Source organism: Ruegeria atlantica (assembly GCF_947495585.1).
Taxonomy (GTDB): domain Bacteria; phylum Pseudomonadota; class Alphaproteobacteria; order Rhodobacterales; family Rhodobacteraceae; genus Ruegeria; species Ruegeria atlantica_G.
Genome location: NZ_CANLZK010000003.1, coordinates 138,726 through 155,671, shown reverse-complemented (window position 1 = coordinate 155,671; position 16,946 = coordinate 138,726). Strand labels below are relative to the sequence as shown.

The following is a 16,946-nucleotide window of genomic DNA, read 5'->3' as shown; positions in this document are numbered from 1 at the left end:
TGTGAGTTCGCGGGCTGAAAGCCCAGTTAAGTAAGCCGCAAAACGATTAGAACGGGCGGAAAGAAATGAGCCACAACCAGGCCGTCGGCGCGACGCACGACGAACCGAAAATTGAAGGTCTTCAACCAGGCGCCAAGCTGTTGCGCGGGCAGTACGAGATCCTGCGTTTTATCAGCAATGGCGGATTTGGGATCACCTATCTTGCGCGGGACAGTCTGGAACGCGAAGTTGTGATCAAAGAGTGCTATCCCGGTGCCCTTTGCCGTCGTAACGGCGATATGGTTGAACCGGTCGAGCCGGACTACAAGGACGATTTGCGCGCAATCATCGACTTGTTTATTCTCGAAGCACGCAATCACGCTCGCTTGGTACACCCCAATATCGTCGACGTTCATCAGGTGTTCGAAGACAACGAGACCGCTTATATCGCGATGGATTTTATCCGTGGCTGCGATCTGCTGGACTACGTTGAAGATTCCAAAAACAAAGCTGGCCCAGACTTTATCGTTCAGGTCACTGAAAAAATGCTGTCGGCGGTGTCTTTCATCCACCAAAGCGGCATGCTACACCGCGATATTTCGCCCGACAACATCCTGATCGACGAAAATGGTGATCCGGTACTGATCGACTTTGGCGCCGCGCGCGAACAGGCTGCGCACCAGTCCGCCGCGCTGATGACCCTGCGGGTTATCAAGGATGGTTATTCGCCGCATGAGTTTTATGTACGCGGCGCGGAACAAGGACCAAGCAGTGACCTCTATGTTCTTGCGGCGACCCTGTATCACGCCATCAGCGGCGAACGTCCGATCGACGGTCAGACCCGCCTGAACGCATTCAACAACGGTCAGACGGACCCCTACACACCGCTGGCGGGGCGTATCGAAGGCTACCCCGACGGGTTCCTGGAAGCCATTGACAAGGCGATGGAAGTTCACGCAACGGATCGCCTACAGACCGCATTAGATTGGCTACGCATGTTCCGCGGCCCCGGCGTGATGTTCGACAGCTTTGACTATCGGCCGGTGTCGGTGATCGTGGCGATGGACCAAAAAGACGAAGAAGAAGAGAAAGCCAGGATCAAGGCTGAAAGCGAAAACGCCGAAGCCGTTGTCACCGCATTGCTTGCCGGAAACACTGACATTGCACTGGGCAATGAGGACAAGAACGACGACGGGCTCGCCACGTTCACATCGAAGGATGAAGTTCCGGTCGCGGTGGATACTGTGGTCAAAAGCGGATCCAGTGGTGCAGGCAAAATTGTTGCGGGTGTGGCCGTGGTCGCCGCTTTGGCGGCGGGCGGGTTCTTCCTGATGTCCGGAGAGGAAACTCCGGCCGAAGACACCGCATCGACGCAAACGCCCGTAGTAACGGAAACGGTGGAAGAAACCGCCTCAGTCGAAACATCCGAGCAGGACCCGGTCGAACAAGTGACCGCAGCCGAAGTGGAGCCGGCACCAGAACCAACTGAGACCAAGCAGGCCGAGGTCGCATCCACTCCAGAGCCTGTCGAGCAGGCGCAAGAAGATCCGGTTGTCACGGAGCAGGAAGAAGCTGCGGCGACGGAAACGGCTGAAGCCGCGACCGTCGAGCCGACGCCGCCTGTTCCGGCGGAACCGGTGAACCTCGCAGAACAGCAGATCGCATTCTCTCACTGGGACGTAGACATCCCGTTTCAGACATCACGCCGCCGGGCTTCGACCGGCAACGTGATTGCGATAACTGGTGTTGACCAGGATATGGACGCGTCAATTGTGGGTGAGTGGGTCACGCGCGGCGCCACGATCTTCACTCTGAACGGCAAGCCAGTGCAGGCAGATACGACTTTTGCTGCTCAGGTGTTGAACGATCTGAATGTGGACCCGGACGGCTACATCCGCGTTTCTGCCCGGTATCGCACATTGGGTGAAACCCGCCCTCAGAACGGATTGTTGGCACTGCCCGCAATGCGCGTGCTCGGCTTGGAAAATGGCTACGTTTTCACAATTCAGAACAAAGACGGTGCGGGTTGGAAAACAGTTCTAAGCTCGGTTCCGCCGGAGGCGGCAGGCAGCTTGCAGGAAGGGGATGTCCTGGTCTCAGAGACAATTTCTGTCACTGGCATTGATGGCTCGGACAGCCTTGATGTTTTGTTGGCCAAACTCGTTTCCGAAGACCAGCCGCAGGCCCGTTTCAGCGTTTTGCGCAGTGGCGTCGAGACGGATGCTGACATGCCATTAGCGCAGGAGTGATCTGACCGGTTCGAATGTGATCTGCCAGTATGTATTTGCTGAGGGTAGCGCCAAATTCGGCACCCCTGACGGGAACCGGCCCGTCGCGGAAATAGAAAGTGACTTTGTTGTCACAAATATCCGTGCCGTTGTGCAACCGCGCACAGAGGTAAGAAGCAGCCCCATAGGACCATTGTCCTGTGCCAAGGAATAAAGGTGTCGACACCATGTTCAAATACAAAAGCCCTCTTAGCCGGCTTCTCGAAGGTGCCGGCAAACCGAAAGAGAACGAAGCCGAAGAAGCAGTAGCGCCAGAGGCGGAAAAGACCGAACCAATCGCCGATTTCAATGCCCTGCGCGAAGCGCTGGCAGGCGGCAATATGTCCTCGGACAGCTACGAAGAAACCGATGAGTTGGTGCCCGAAGAGAAAATGCCGGAATTCTCTGAGGAAGACGTAGCAGATGCAACTGAGGCTGAAGATGATGTCGTCGTCGCTGAAGTTATCGCTGAAGTTCAGAACGTGGCAGACGAAGTACCCGCGCCCGAAGCAGAAACCGTGTTGACGCTGCACTCGGCAGTTGAGGAAGAAGTCGAAGAGGTTGTCGAACACGAGGTACTTGAAGTCGAGGAACCCGAGCCGGAACAGATCATCGAGGTAATCGCTGACGAACCCGCCGCAGAACCGGTGCTAGAAGCACCGGTCGCCGAAGAACCACTGGTTGAGGTTGCTCCGGTTCCGCAGCCCGCGGCTGCCGAAGATCGTCGTGGTCGCGTCAAGACAACCTTCCTGGGTTTCGAACGCGCCGACACGCATGTGCAGGACCTCATCGAGACAGCAGAACCTGCAGCCAAGACAGACAATGCCGAACAGTCTTTCCCGGTTGGTTGGCTGGTCATCACTAGTGGTCCGGGCCGGGGTGCGAGCGTAACGCTGACCGAGGGCTTGATGCAGATTGGCCGCAACGACGATCAGGCCATTCAGCTCGACTTTGGAGACACTGGTATTTCCCGCAGCAACCATGCGGTGATTGCTTATGACCCCGAGGACCGCAAATGTTATCTGGGACACGGCGGCAAGGCCAACCTGGTGCGTCTGAACGGCAAGCCGGTTCTCAGCACCGTCCCACTGTCCAGCGGGGATCTGATCCGCATCAGCGAAACATCAGTCCGCTTTGCCGCCTTCTGTGACGATGGCTTTGACTGGCGGGATTCCTAATAGATGCTGGCGACACCGGCATATGATATTGCGCTGATCCTGGACAAGGGCCAGCGTGACACGCAGGAGGACGCGGTTGCTTCGCGCATGTTCGATGCGGCGAATGCAAGCTATGTCGTCGTCGCTGACGGCATGGGCGGGCATGCGGCAGGTGAAGTCGCCTCGGACCTTGTGATCCAGGCCTGGCGTGACGCGTTAGATGCCGAGCTTGAAGGTTCAACGACACCCGAGTCCGCATTGATCGACGCGTTGCCCCTTGCGGCAATGCAAGCCAATGCGTCCATTGCCTGTTATTCCGAGGAACAAGGTACTGGATTCAACATGGGCTCAACCATGTTGGGCACTTTGTTGTTGGGCCAGCGGCTGTTCTGGATTTCGATCGGCGACAGCCCGCTTTACCTGTTCCGGGACGGAGAGCTGTCGCAGATCAACGAAGATCACTCGATGGCTCCTATGATTGATGCACAATTGGCCGAAGGGACTTTGACCGAGGCCGAAGCCCTGGCCCATCCTGACCGCAACCAACTGACTTCGGTCATCATGGGTGCGGCAATTCCAAAGGTCGATTGCCCGGAAACCCCGTTGGACCTGACACCTTCGGATGTTTTGGTTCTGGGAAGCGATGGCCTCCAATATCTCAGCAACGCTGAAATTCAATCCATTCTTCAATCCAATGCCAGCGGGCTTGCACAAGACATAGCTGGGGCGTTGCAGGCCGCGCTGAACGCTAAGGGCGACCCGGATCAGGACAACATCTCAATCGGTGTTGTCAAACTTACAAAAAACTAAAAAAGGCAAAGCAACAGGACCCATGAGAAACCATCTTATCATATCAAGCCTGGCACTTGCTGCCGCTGCGGGTACCGCCTCGGCGCAACAGGCATGCTCAACCTACGAAATTCAACGGGGCGACAGCCTGCGCGAGTTATCCATCGAAGTTTATTCGACCGAAGACTTTCGTATCATTTACGATGCAAACCGGGACGTGATCGGAAACAATCCGAACATCATTCGGGTAGGCGACCTTCTGACAATGCCTTGTTTGGAAGAGATCGGGCGCGCACCGGCCGCGCCGCAGACCGAGGCCGAAGCCATGGCCGCCGAAATGGCAGCCGAGCTGGTCAAGGCAGCCGAGAATCGCGCGGCGAAAGCCATCGCAGAGGCGGAAGCCCGCGTTGCCGAAGCCGAAGCTGAAGCCAAAAAGGCAAGCGAAGATGCAGTGATCGCTGCAAAATCGGCTGCCAAGGATGAGATCGAATCCGCGCGGGCAGAAGCCGCAGCGCTGATCCGTAACGCAGATGCCGGCGAACGCCCCGAAATCCGCGACCGTCAGTTGTTGCTTATCACTGGTGGTAACTATGCGCCTTTCACCGACGAGGCCCTGCCCAATCGCGGGCTCTACACCTACCTTGTCGAAACAGCGATGCTGCGCGCCGCGCCCGAACAGTCCTATAAGATCCAGTTCGTCAACGACTGGTCGTCGCATCTAGATCTTCTGATGCCGACACTCGCTTTCGATGCCACCTTCCCCTGGTCGCGTCCAAACTGTGAAGAGGCCGAGACGCTTTCTGAAAAAGACCGCGCGCGGTGCGATACATACAACTTTTCTAACCCGTTCTATGAAGTTGTGGACACGTTCTTTGCCCGCGAGGGCTCGGGCTATGAGCAAACATTGACCTACGCGGACTTCGCCGGGACAACAATCTGTCGTCCCGAAGGTTGGTCGCTGTCGCACATGGACGCGGTCGGACTGTACGCACCGGCGATCTCGCTAATGCGGCCGGTTTCACCCGATGATTGCTTTCACGCGCTTATGAACGGGACAGCCGATATCGTCGCGATCGAAGCTCATCTGGCCTTCGAAGCAATCGGACGGCTGGGGTACGAACACCGTATTGTAGAAAACCCCAATCTGGCGGCGATCAAGTCGCTTAACGTCATGACCCATAAAGATAACCCGGATGGGGAAGCGATCCTTGAGACGCTCAATCAGGGTTTGAACATCATGCAGCAATCCGGAGAGTGGCGAGACATCGTTTCAACCGCTCTGCGTCATCAAATGGAAAATGGCTAAGGCCCCATGTGGCCTAACTAGAAGAAAAGTCTGGAGGAAGTGGACATGTTTGAATTGAACCTTAAGAAAGTTGTACTGTCGGCCACCGCCGTCACCGCTCTGAGCGCCGGTGCCGCCGCTGCGCAAGAAGCTTGTACCAATTATACAGTTGCGGACGGCGACACGATGGCGACCATTGCGATCGCGGCATACGGCACGTCGAACTATCAGCCGATCTTTAACGCGAACCGTAACATCATCACCAACCCAAACGCACTTGAGCCAGGCCTGGTTCTGGCCTTGCCCTGTGAGGATGGTAGCCTACCAAACGGTCAGTCCGCGCAGGAACTGATCGCAGCAGAAGAGCAACGCGCGGCAAGCGTCAAGAGATCAAATGTTTACGCCCCCCCAATCAAAATGGTGGCGGGTAACGGTTGGGAACCCTTCACCAGTGAAGCACTGGGTGGCGGCGGTATCATGACCCGTCTGGCAACAACCAGTCTTCAGCGTGCAGGCAACAGCCGCGATTACTCCGTCAGCTTTGTCGACGACTGGAGCTCGCATCTGGACACATTGTTGCCGCTGGGTGCGTTCGATATTTCAATCGCCTGGACCGTCCCGGATTGTACGAACCGCACATACGAATGGTCGTCTGAAACTGAAGCGAGGTGTACGCAATTCGTGGCTTCTGTCCCCGTATACGACATCGTAGGTGGTTTCTTCACATTGCCGGAAAGCGACTATGCAAGCGCGACAAAGTTCGAAGACTTTGAAGGTTCAACCATTTGCCGCATGTCAGGTTGGAGCATGGTGGTCCTGGAAGAAGTCGGGCTGAACCGCGAAAATACGAATGTGGTCCAACCTAACTCTGCTCGCGAATGCCTTGATGCCGTTCTGACCGGCACAGCGGATGTCGCCGCGTTTGAAGTCGATCTGTTCGCTTCGACCATGAATGACATGGGATTGACTTCGACAGATCTGGTCGAAAACCCCTATGTGTCGACCCTGTCGTCGATGAGCTTTCTTGCACACCGCACCAACCCGTTCGCACGTGAGTACATTGCAATGATGAACAAGGGCCTGAACGAAATGCGTCAGTCCGGCGAATGGTACGCGATTATCTCGGACACCCTTCGCGAACAAAATGAAAAGCTGAACGCAGCATCTAACTGATCATTCGACTTTTCGCGCGAATTGGGCCGGTCATTTGACCGGCCCTTTTTCGTTTTAAACAGGTGGTTTAGCTACAGGTTGAACCCAAAGGTCCCAAAAGTACGGGAATCCCCTAATTTCCAAAACTCGTGGATTAGCTAACGTTAAATTAACTACACCGGTGAGGCTTCGGCCTGACCACTCACTCAAAAAAGGGCCGACTTTGGGGGTCGGCCCTTTTTTCTATTGATCTCATCATTCCGAAAATACCCACGCCGCAAAACGTGGGTACTGTTTATCAGCCGATGATCGCGTTCAGTGTCGCGCTGGGGCGCATTATTGCTGCGGTCTTGGCAGGATCGGTGTGATAATATCCACCGAGATCTGCGGCAGCACCCTGAGCGTTCGCCAGTTCAGACAGGATCTGATCTTCTTTATCCGCCAGCTCTTTTGCAATCGGCGTGAATTCTGCTGCCAATTCAGCATCACCCGATTGCGCGGCAAGAGCCTCAGCCCAATAGCGTGCGAACCAATAGTGGCTGTCACGGTTATCTGGCTGCCCAACTTTACGGCTGGGCGATTTATTGTTGTCCAGGATGCCTTGCGTGGCCGCTTCGGCCGCAGCACCCAGAACACCCGCTTTGGCGTTGCCATTATTGTCGGCCAGGAAGTTCAGCGATTCACCCAAAGCACAGAACTCACCCATCGAGTCCCAGCGCAGGTGGTTTTCCTCGACCAATTGCTGCACGTGTTTCGGAGCGGACCCACCCGCGCCGGTTTCGAACAGACCACCGCCATTCATCAGCTTCACAATCGACAGCATCTTGGCCGACGTGCCCAGTTCCAGGATCGGGAACAGGTCAGTCAGGTAGTCGCGCAACACGTTGCCCGTGATAGCGATGCTGTCCTTACCTGTCGTGATGGTTTCCAACGATTGGCGGGTCGCCTCGCGCGAAGCCATGATCAGGAACTTGTCGGCCACACCAGCCGCTTCAAGCGCCGGTTTGACGTATTTGATCAGTTCCGCATCGTGGGCGCGGTTTGCGTCCAACCAGAAGATCGCCTCGGACCCAGTCAAACGCTGACGGTCCATGGCCAACTGGATCCAGTTTTCGATCGGAGCTTTCTTCACAGTGCAGGCGCGCCAGATGTCGCCCTTTTCAACGTCATGCGAATGCAGCGTCTCGCCATTGGCCAGAACGATACGGATGGCACCGTCGGCCGGCGCTTGGAACGTCGTCGGGTGCGAACCGTATTCTTCCGCTTTTTGCGCCATCAGACCAACGTTGGCGACAGCACCGACAGTAGCAGGGTTCAGCGCGCCATTGGCTTTAAAAAAGTTGATGCTCTCATCATAAACCGACGCATAGCAGCGGTCGGGGATCACACAATTGGTGTCGCCCTTTGCACCAGCCTCGTTCCAGCCTTTTCCGCCTGCCCGGATTATGGCGGGCATCGAGGCGTCGATGATCACGTCTGACGGCACGTGCAGGTTGGTGATGCCTTTGTCGCTGTCGACCATATACATGGACGGGCGATCACCTTTGATCGCTTCGATGGCAGCCACGATATCGGCATTGCCCTGAACACGTTCCAGCAAATCGCCTAAGCCGGAATTCGGGTTCACACCCAAAGCGTCGAGTTCAGCGCCAAATTTTTCGAATACCGGGGCAAGCCAGGCTTTGACCGCGAAGCCAAAGATAATCGGGTCCGAGACCTTCATCATCGTGGCTTTCATGTGCAGTGAGAACATGGTGCCGTCTTTCTTGGTGTCCTCAATCGCATCTGCCAGGAAGGATGACAGCGCCTTGACCGACATGAAAGTGGCGTCAGCAACTGTGCCCTCGGCCAGCGGCCAGACGTCTTTCAGGATAGTGACGCTGCCGTCATTGCCGACGAATTCGATCTTGGCATCACCCGCCTGAGTGGCGGTAATGGTGGCTGACTTCTCGTTAGCGTAGAAATCATTGCCAGACATCGACGACACTTTGGTTTTGCTGTCCGACGCCCACTCCCCCATCGAATGCGGGTTCTTCTGAGCATAGTTCTTCACCGCACGCGCCGCGCGACGATCCGAGTTACCTTCGCGCAGTACCGGGTTCACAGCCGAGCCTTTGATCGCGTCGTAACGCGCGCGGATCGCCTTTTCCTCGTCAGTCGAGGGTTCTTCGGGGTAGTTCGGAATGTCATAGCCTTGCGACTGCAACTCTTCGATTGCCGCCACCAACTGCGGGACCGACGCCGAGATGTTGGGAAGTTTGATGACGTTAGCATCCGGAGTTTTCACCAACTCGCCCAGAGCCGCGAGATCATCGGTGATGCGTTGCGCGTCAGTCAGGTTCTCGGGGAACGTTGCCAGAATACGGCCCGCCAGTGAAATGTCCTTGGTTCCGACACTGACACCCGCCGCAGAGGCAAATTTGCGAATGATGGGCAGAAACGATGCGCTGGCCAGTTCGGGCGCTTCGTCTACAATGGTATACAATATGTCGAAGTTTGAGTTATCTGCCATATTCTTTTACCTTTTTTAAGCCTTTCGGGGCGTGCGATCCTAGAGTGTGCCACAAACGGGTGGCTAATGATGGGCGTTTTCAACCTACCGCCCAACGGTGACTCTGTGTTGACAAGGTCTCCCATAAATCACGATTGGCTTGGGATCAATCGTCAACAGGCGGCGCATATTGACACGGGGTACACAAAAGCCCTCGTTTCTTGAAGTAATGCTGAAAAACTAAGCGCCCCAAGTGTCTCGGACACGGTAGCCATCCGGCCACGGGTCGTCAGGATCAAGCATGTACTGATGGATACCGGTGATCCAACCGCGACCGCTGATCTCGGGGATGATCGCGGATAGGGCACCCATCTGCGTTTCCTTGACAATGCGTCCGGAAAAGCGTGAGCCAATTATGGATATTGCTTCGAATGTCTGGTCGGCGGTCATTTGTCGCTTGGCCGCCATCAGCGCCATACGAGCAGAAACCGCTGTTCCCGTGGGCGAGCGATCCACCTTTCCGGGCTGGATGGCAACGGCAGATTTACCGCGCCAACCAGTAGGCGTCTTTTCAAGCGGGCCACAAAAAGCGCAAAAGGAAATGTGGGTCCATTCCGGGTTCTCGGGATGCGAGAACCCCAATTGGGCATTGGCGGCATTCGTAATTGTAACGCCTGTCCGGGCGATTTCACGTGCTTCGTCTTGGGTTATGTCAAACCCCAGCTTAGCGGCATCAACAACCACGAAACTGTCGCCTCCAAAAGCCGTATCAACAGTCAGCGTGCCCAAACCCGGAACCTCTAACGGGACAGAGAGCTTACCGGCAAAACTGGGGAGGTTCTGCACGTGGATCCGTTCTGCCCTACCGCCCCGGCATTCAGCGCGCACGCGAACCAGGCCTCCGGGCGCTTCAAGCGTCAGAATTGTCTCGGGTTCTTGTATCGAGATGATCCCGCTATCCAGCAAAACCGTGGCAACACAGATCGAGTTTGAACCAGACATGGGTGGAGTGTCCTCGGGCTCCATAATGATAAAGGCGGCGTCAGCATCCGGATGTTTGGGCGGAACCAGAAGATTGACATGACGAAACACACCGCCTCTCGGTTCGTTCAGAACGAAATTTCGTAACGTTTGATCGTTGGCAATATGCGTCCGTTGCTCCCAGATCGTGTCACCGGGCGGCGGCGAGACGCCGCCAACGATGACGTCGCCGACCTCGCCTTCGGCATGGGCCGACACGACATGAATGGTCTTAATGCTGCGCATATCCCCTCCTTAAAATCGGGTGGCGGCGTAAGGCGATAATGATATTGGCGGGTCTTGCCCATCGACCAGCGCCCCGACGAGTTCCGCAGTTCCAGCAGATTGGGTCAGGCCCAAATGCCCGTGCCCGAATGCGTAAACGACATCCGCCGATTTACTAGACGGGCCGATCACCGGAATGCTGTCCGGCAACGATGGACGATATCCCATCCATTGCGTGCCACCTTCGGTTTTTAGTCCAGGCAGGAACGCCGCCGCCTTTTCCAACAAAATATCGGCGCGCTTGTAGTTTGGCGGTAAGGTTAACCCGCCCAGTTCGACTGCCCCTCCGACGCGCACGCCACCATTTATTTTGCTGGCAACAAAGCCGTGGCGCGAGAATGTTAGGTGCATACGCAAATCAAATGCGCCTTCCGGCAAAGTCGTATTGTATCCACGCTCGGTTTCCAGTGGAATGCGATCGCCCAATGTTTGCACGATGTGATGAGACCAAGCACCTGCGGCAACCACCACCTTGCTCGCTTCGATTGTTCCGTCCGCGCATGCGACCCGCACACCATTTTCCTGCGGTGACAGGGTTCGGATATCTTTCCGTTCAATCCGACCGCCGCGACCCTGAAAGACCTCAGCAAGGTGTTCGACCCATCGTTTTGGATCAACAGTGTTCAGCCAGTTCGGCGTAAATCCGGCATGGGTGAACCGAGGGCTGAGTCCCGGCTGCATCTCGGCAATTGCGGCCGGGCTTTCAATCAGTTCAAATTCGATCCCGTGTTCGCGCCGCAATTTCCATGTCGGCAAACTGGCGCGATATTCAGCCTCGCTTTCATACAACTGCATCTGCCCATCGCGTTGCAGCAAGTGCTCGCCATCGACGGTAGATATCAGTTGATCAAGCGCAGTTTTGGAAAACGCCATCAAACTGGCTTGTGCACCAAGCAAGTTTTCATAGCGGTCCGGTCGGCTGGCGCGCCAAAACCGGTACATCCACGGCGCAATTTTCAAGGCGTAGGCCGGCGGGATAGATAGTGGGCCCAACGGATCCAACAACCACTTCGGTGCTTTGCGCATGATGCCGGGCGTGGCCAGTGGTTCGACCTCAGAAAAGGCAAACGCCCCGGCGTTACCGGCTGATGTTTCAGCCGCGATGCCCTTGCGATCCAAGACAAGCACGGAATGGCCCCGTCGTTGCAGTTCGAGCGCGGTCGTAATCCCAATTACTCCGGCGCCGATGACAACGACTTGTAAGGTCATGTTTCGATCCCGGCTCTGAAAGGATCGTTATCGTTGAACAACAACGTCGCTTCGGCCATGACGAATGCTTGTCCGGTGATCGAGGGGATAACACCCCCGTTTAGCCCGGGCTGGTAGGACAGCCGATAGGAACTGCCAATCACGCTTTGCTGGATGATCTCCTGACTCGGCGCTAAGCGCCCGTCCGCCGCCAGACAGGCCAGTCGGGCCGAGCTGCCCGTTCCGCACGGTGAGCGGTCATAATTGTCATCGGGGCACAGAACGAAATTGCGACTGTGAACTGACGGATCTGGTGAATCATCTTGAAAGATAACGTGGTCAATTGGTTCGCCTTTTTCGCCGCCAACCCCGCGCGTGATCGAAGCCTCTCGGATGGCGACCGTCATATCCGTCAGTTGGCGAATATTGGCAGGCTCGACCGGGATCGGGCTGGGATCAACGATGAAGAACCAGTTGCCGCCATATGCAACGTCGCCTGTGACATGGCCATAGCCCGCGACATCCAGTGTAACGGCCTGATGAATTCTGCGGCTTTCAATGTTGATCACGGTTGCGGTGTTTGCATCGTGCAACTTGACCGTCACCACCCCGGCAGGCGTTTCGATCCGGTGTTGGCCCACGTCGATTCGTCCCAGATGAGCCAATGTGACCGCCAGACCGATGGTTCCGTGCCCACACATGCCCAAAACGGCATCGACATCGAAATAAATCACACCAGTCACGCATGTCGGATCAACCGGCTCGACCAGTAACGCAGCGACCATGGCTGGCTGGCCGCGCGGCTCTAACATGACAGAGCGATAGAACGCCTCATGCTCTGTCACCAGCCGCTGTGCTCGTTCCGCCAACGGCCCAGAGCCTAGATCGGGCGCGCCATCCAGTATGACACGCGTCGGTTCGCCGCCTGTGTGACTGTCGATCACGTGCATTCAGAGATCACCCCACCCTGTTTCGACCAATCGGCATACCAAGTCTGGAAAAGATCATATTGCTGTTCACAATAGTTACGTTGTGCTTCCGTCAACTCATCCGTCTCGTTAAAGTGCAATCGGTATTCCTGTTCCCCGTTCAGAACCAACAAGTGCTTGTAATACAGCACCAGATCCGGGCCTTCGTCAAAGCTGGAAAGCACCTGAATCGCCTCGGTCAGTTCAAGCGCACGTTGGCGGGCCTCAGCATGGCCCTGCGCCGCTTTTTTGGACAAAGCAGCCAGCAACAGCGCTTCGCGCGGCAAGGCTGTGCCAATCCCGGTGATCGACCCGGTTGCGCCGCAGTTTACGAAACCGTGGAAGACCTCGGTATCGACACCCACCATCAGGGTTACCTGATCATCTTGACTGGTAATGTTCTCGGCCGCATAGCGCAGATCGTCTTTGCCCCCGAATTCCTTGAAGCCGATCAGGTTTGAATGTTCTGCGCGCAGAGCAAAGAACAGGTCGGCCCGCGTAGCAAAGCCATAATACGGACTGTTGTAGATGATCGCCGGAACATCGGGGGCAGCTGACAAGATCGCTTTGAAGTGGTTCCTCTGCGCGGCAGGTGAACTGCCGCGGGACAGAACGCGTGGAATGACCATCAGGCCAACGGCGCCTACCTTTTGTGCATGGGCCGCATGGGCCACCGCGGATTTGGTGTTGATGGCTCCGGTCCCGACCACAACGGGCAAACCCGCGTCGACCAAACGCTCGACACCTTCCATCCGCCGTGCATCGGTCAACAAGGGCCAATCCCCCATCGAGCCGCAGTAGACCACCGCGGACATACCCGCGTCGATCATCTGCTTTCCTTTGTGCACCAACGCATCAAAGTCAGGCGTCCGGTCGGGTTTGCATGGTGTCATCAGAGCGGGCATCGTGCCGGTGAACACATTGGTCGACATTGGTAAATTCCTCGATGGCTGGGCGGTTACACACGCTTTTAGAATCGCCATAACGGATATTGGATACAAAATCCAGAAAAATTAAAAACGCGCCGGATCGATGATCGGGCGCGCTCAAATTACAAAATGGATTTTTCAGCGAAGGCGGTGACCTGTTTCGGGATCGAACAGCATCGCGCGTTCCGGTCGCACTGACAGCCCGATGCGTTCACCCTGTTTGCTGCGCTGATCTTCTCGTTCCTCGACAATCAGCTTATCGCCATTGGGCGTCAGCAGATACGTATAGCTGACACCGCCAAGCGCTTCGGTCAGATCAACCGTGCAGGTATCGCCTGCCCGATCCACTGCGATGTGTTCCGGACGTATGCCAAGGGTCACTTTACTCATCCCTGCCGGTACGTTTACAGGCACATCCAGCGGCTCGCTGAGAGCCGGGTGCGAAACCTTTCCATCGACGATGTCGCAATCAAGGAAATTCATGGCTGGTGACCCGATAAATCCCGCCACAAACCGATTGTCTGGGTCGCGATACAAATCCATCGGCGCGCCGACCTGTTCGATCCGACCATCGCGAAGCACCACGATCTTGTCGGCCATTGTCATCGCTTCGACCTGATCGTGGGTCACATAGATCATGGTCGCGCCAATTTCATTGTGCAGCCGCGCGATCTCGACCCGCATTTCTACGCGCAGCTCCGCATCTAGATTGGACAGTGGCTCGTCAAACAAAAACACCTCGGGGCCCCGCACAATGGCACGCCCGATGGCGACCCGCTGACGTTGACCACCAGACAGGGCTTTGGGCTTACGCTTGAGGTATTGATCCAACTTGAGGATGTTCGAAGCGTCTTGCACTTTCTTGTTAATCTCGGACTTTTCCACGCCATTCATGCGCAAACCAAAGCCCATGTTTTCTGCCACGGTCATGTGCGGATAAAGGGCATAGGTCTGGAACACCATGGCTACGCCGCGCTTGGCCGGATCCATATGGGTCACGTCGCGTGCGCCGATATGGACTTGCCCTTCGGTCGTTTCCTCTAGGCCCGCTATCATCCGCAGCAAAGTGGATTTACCACAGCCCGAAGGGCCGACGAAGACACAAAACTCTCCATCTTCGATCTCCAGATCAATGCCGTGAATAACCTGCGTCTCGCCATACCGCTTGATCGCCTGGTTCAGAGTCACACCTGTCATGTCGCTTGCATCCTGTCTGTTTCGGCGCTCGGGCGGGTCTCGGGGAACCGCCAGGCCTGTGCTTCGGCTCCGATTTGTTCGGCCACACGGCGAACACGGGGAACCCAGGTTTCCAATTGGTCGAAATTCATCCGTTCGGTCGATCCGGTCACGGAAATCGCCCCCAACATCCGCCCGCCTGAGGTAAGGATAGGACAGGCAATGCAGATGATGCCGGGCTCATGCTCTTCGTCATCAACGGCATAGCCACGGCTGCGGATCAGGTCGAGATCCGCGCGCAACGCCGCCTCGGATGTCAGTGTCTTATCGGTAAAGCGGTGGTAGCTTTGCTGAGACGCGGCGCGGTCCAGCCCGGCCTCATCCAGAAACGCCATCATGGCTTTACCCACGCCTGTGCAATAGGCCGGACCGACCTTGCCAGCCTGCGAATACATCTCAATCGGCTGGGCTGCGTTGCGTTTATCCACGTACAGCACCTGATTTGAATCGAGCTGCGCCAGATGCACCGTTTCCCCGGTTTCCCGGCTCAATGCATCCAGAAACGGTCGTGCAATTGGCGCGAGCGAGCTTTGTGTCCATGCCGCATGGGCTAGCCGAACCAGCCGCAACCCGGGCGTATATGTCTGTCGGTCCGGATCATACGACAGCATTCCCTGATTGGTCAGCGTTTGCAGGAACCGATACAGGGTCGCCTTGGGGAAATTGCTGCTTTCCAACAGCTCTGCGAATCGAACCGGGCGCGCGAACGCAGCCACCTGATCCAGCACATCACATGCTTTTCCTATTGTTCCGTCACCAGCCACGGATGCCTGTTCTCCTCCAATTAACCCATCGCAATCGGCACGAGGGTCTTGACAAGACTAACCGAGTTGATGTGTAGTTTTCAATATATAAAACACAGTTTCATTATTTGGAACTTCAAAAATATAAAATGGAAGCTAAGGGAGGAAACCATGCATTCCATGTACAAGCGCACTGCCGCCGCTTTGGCAGCCAGTGTCGCACTTGCCGCACCTGTCGCCGCCGAACTGACCGGTGAGCTGCGAATCTTTCTCGATACCTCCAACCCCGCGCCGCGCGCGACGATGGAGGCAATGATCGACCGTTTTGCGGAACAGCATCCGGGACTGGAGATCGAAACAACAGTAATCGACCGCGAGGCGTACAAGACCCAGATCCGCAACTTCCTGACTGCGGATACGCCGGACGTGGCGACGTGGTATGCGGCAAACCGCATGAAGCCCTACGTCGAGGCAGGCCTGTTCGAAGATGTATCGGACTTGTGGGCCGAACCTGAGATCGCCGAAAATCTGGCATCGACCAAAGGTGCGATGACCATCGACGGCAAGCAGTGGGGTGTACCCTACACCTACTATCAGTGGGGTGTTTACTATCGCAAAGACATCTTTGACGAGCTGGGCCTGACCGAGCCAACGACTTGGGAAGAAGAGCTGGCGAACTGTCAGAAGATCGTCGATTCCGGTCGCGCCTGCTATACGATCGGCACCAAGTTCCTATGGACCGCTGGCGGCTGGTTCGACTACTTGAACATGCGCACCAACGGGTTTGACTTCCACAACCAGCTTGCCAATGGCGAAATCAGCTGGGAAGACGACCGGGTCAAGCAGACCTTCGCCAACTGGAAACAGCTGATCGACATGGGCGCGTTCGTCGACAACCATCAGACGTACAGCTGGCAAGAGGCCCTGCCCTTCATGGTGAACGGCGAAGCCGCCGCGTACCTGATGGGTAACTTTGCTGTTGCGCCGCTGCGCGAAGCGGGACTGACCGACGACCAATTGGACTTCTATCAGTTCGTTTCTATCAACCCGGATGTAGAATTGGCGGAAGATGCGCCAACTGATACCTTCCACATCCCGGCCAACGCATCGAATAAAGAAGCCGCGCGTGAGTTCCTGCGCTTTGCCGTTTCCGCGGATGAGCAAACTCAGATCAACAACGGCGCGAACCTGGGCCAGCTGCCTGTGAACGCTCAATCGTCTGTTGATGAAGACAAGTTCCTGCAGCAAGGCTTTGAGATGCTGTCCGCCAACAGCCCCGGTGGCGTAGCCCAGTTCTGGGATCGTGACGCACCTGCGGAAATGGCGAAGGTGTCGATGGAAGGGTTCCAGGAATTCATGGTCAAGCCGGACAATGCTGACCGTATCCTGTCCAAACTGGAACGCGCACGTCAGCGTATCTACGAAAACTAAACCGGTCGGGCCGGGCTTTTGCCCGG

At 56.2% G+C, this 16,946-nt stretch carries 13 protein-coding genes; 6 read left to right on the top strand and 7 right to left on the bottom strand.

Features of this window, described 5'->3' with window-relative positions; all coding sequences use genetic code 11:
* The first annotated feature begins 65 nt into the window (after positions 1-65).
* The 5 genes from QMP16_RS08470 to QMP16_RS08450 all read left to right on the top strand — a co-directional run bounded on the left by QMP16_RS08470 (position 66) and on the right by QMP16_RS08450 (position 6,650).
* Positions 66-2,228: a serine/threonine protein kinase gene (locus QMP16_RS08470; protein ID WP_282152006.1), complete on the top strand. Its 2,163-nt coding sequence runs from the start codon at positions 66-68 to the stop codon at positions 2,226-2,228.
* Between the two features lie 206 nt (positions 2,229-2,434).
* Complete coding sequence (locus QMP16_RS08465) at positions 2,435-3,424, top strand: FHA domain-containing protein (RefSeq protein WP_282152005.1); 990 nt, start codon at positions 2,435-2,437, stop codon at positions 3,422-3,424.
* 3 nt (positions 3,425-3,427) lie between these two features.
* Positions 3,428-4,213 (top strand): PP2C family protein-serine/threonine phosphatase, encoded by a 786-nt coding sequence (locus QMP16_RS08460; RefSeq protein ID WP_282152004.1) that lies wholly within the window; start codon positions 3,428-3,430, stop codon positions 4,211-4,213.
* 22 nt (positions 4,214-4,235) lie between these two features.
* Positions 4,236-5,498 carry a substrate-binding periplasmic protein gene (locus tag QMP16_RS08455; RefSeq protein WP_282152003.1) on the top strand — a complete coding sequence of 421 codons (1,263 nt, stop codon included), beginning with the start codon at positions 4,236-4,238 and terminating at the stop codon, positions 5,496-5,498.
* Positions 5,499-5,543: 45 nt separating this feature from the next.
* On the top strand, positions 5,544-6,650 hold the full coding sequence (locus QMP16_RS08450; protein ID WP_058271983.1) for a transporter substrate-binding domain-containing protein: 1,107 nt from the start codon (positions 5,544-5,546) through the stop codon (positions 6,648-6,650).
* Positions 6,651-6,927: 277 nt separating this feature from the next.
* On the opposite strand, the gene QMP16_RS08445 is transcribed toward QMP16_RS08450, so the two are convergent.
* From QMP16_RS08445 to QMP16_RS08415, 7 genes are all read right to left on the bottom strand, one after another.
* Entirely contained in the window at positions 6,928-9,141 is a 2,214-nt protein-coding gene (locus tag QMP16_RS08445; protein WP_282152002.1) for an NADP-dependent isocitrate dehydrogenase, read from the bottom strand.
* A gap of 219 nt (positions 9,142-9,360) precedes the next feature.
* On the bottom strand, positions 9,361-10,386 hold the full coding sequence (locus QMP16_RS08440; RefSeq protein ID WP_282152001.1) for a trans-3-hydroxy-L-proline dehydratase: 1,026 nt from the start codon (positions 10,384-10,386) through the stop codon (positions 9,361-9,363).
* A gap of 9 nt (positions 10,387-10,395) precedes the next feature.
* Positions 10,396-11,634 (bottom strand): NAD(P)/FAD-dependent oxidoreductase, encoded by a 1,239-nt coding sequence (locus QMP16_RS08435; RefSeq protein ID WP_282152000.1) that lies wholly within the window; start codon positions 11,632-11,634, stop codon positions 10,396-10,398.
* Positions 11,631-12,563: a proline racemase family protein gene (locus QMP16_RS08430; protein WP_282151999.1), complete on the bottom strand. Its 933-nt coding sequence runs from the start codon at positions 12,561-12,563 to the stop codon at positions 11,631-11,633. Before QMP16_RS08430 ends, QMP16_RS08435 begins: the two co-directional genes overlap by 4 nt.
* Positions 12,554-13,513 carry a dihydrodipicolinate synthase family protein gene (locus QMP16_RS08425; RefSeq protein WP_282151998.1) on the bottom strand — a complete coding sequence of 320 codons (960 nt, stop codon included), beginning with the start codon at positions 13,511-13,513 and terminating at the stop codon, positions 12,554-12,556. Before QMP16_RS08425 ends, QMP16_RS08430 begins: the two co-directional genes overlap by 10 nt.
* Positions 13,514-13,648: 135 nt before the next feature.
* Positions 13,649-14,707 carry an ABC transporter ATP-binding protein gene (locus tag QMP16_RS08420; RefSeq protein WP_282151997.1) on the bottom strand — a complete coding sequence of 353 codons (1,059 nt, stop codon included), beginning with the start codon at positions 14,705-14,707 and terminating at the stop codon, positions 13,649-13,651.
* Positions 14,704-15,510 (bottom strand): IclR family transcriptional regulator, encoded by an 807-nt coding sequence (locus QMP16_RS08415; RefSeq protein WP_282151996.1) that lies wholly within the window; start codon positions 15,508-15,510, stop codon positions 14,704-14,706. Before QMP16_RS08415 ends, QMP16_RS08420 begins: the two co-directional genes overlap by 4 nt.
* A gap of 150 nt (positions 15,511-15,660) precedes the next feature.
* On the opposite strand from QMP16_RS08415, the gene QMP16_RS08410 reads away from it, so the two are divergent.
* Positions 15,661-16,920, top strand: coding sequence for an ABC transporter substrate-binding protein (locus tag QMP16_RS08410; RefSeq protein ID WP_058271992.1), 1,260 nt, complete (start codon positions 15,661-15,663; stop codon positions 16,918-16,920).
* Positions 16,921-16,946: the final 26 nt, after the last annotated feature.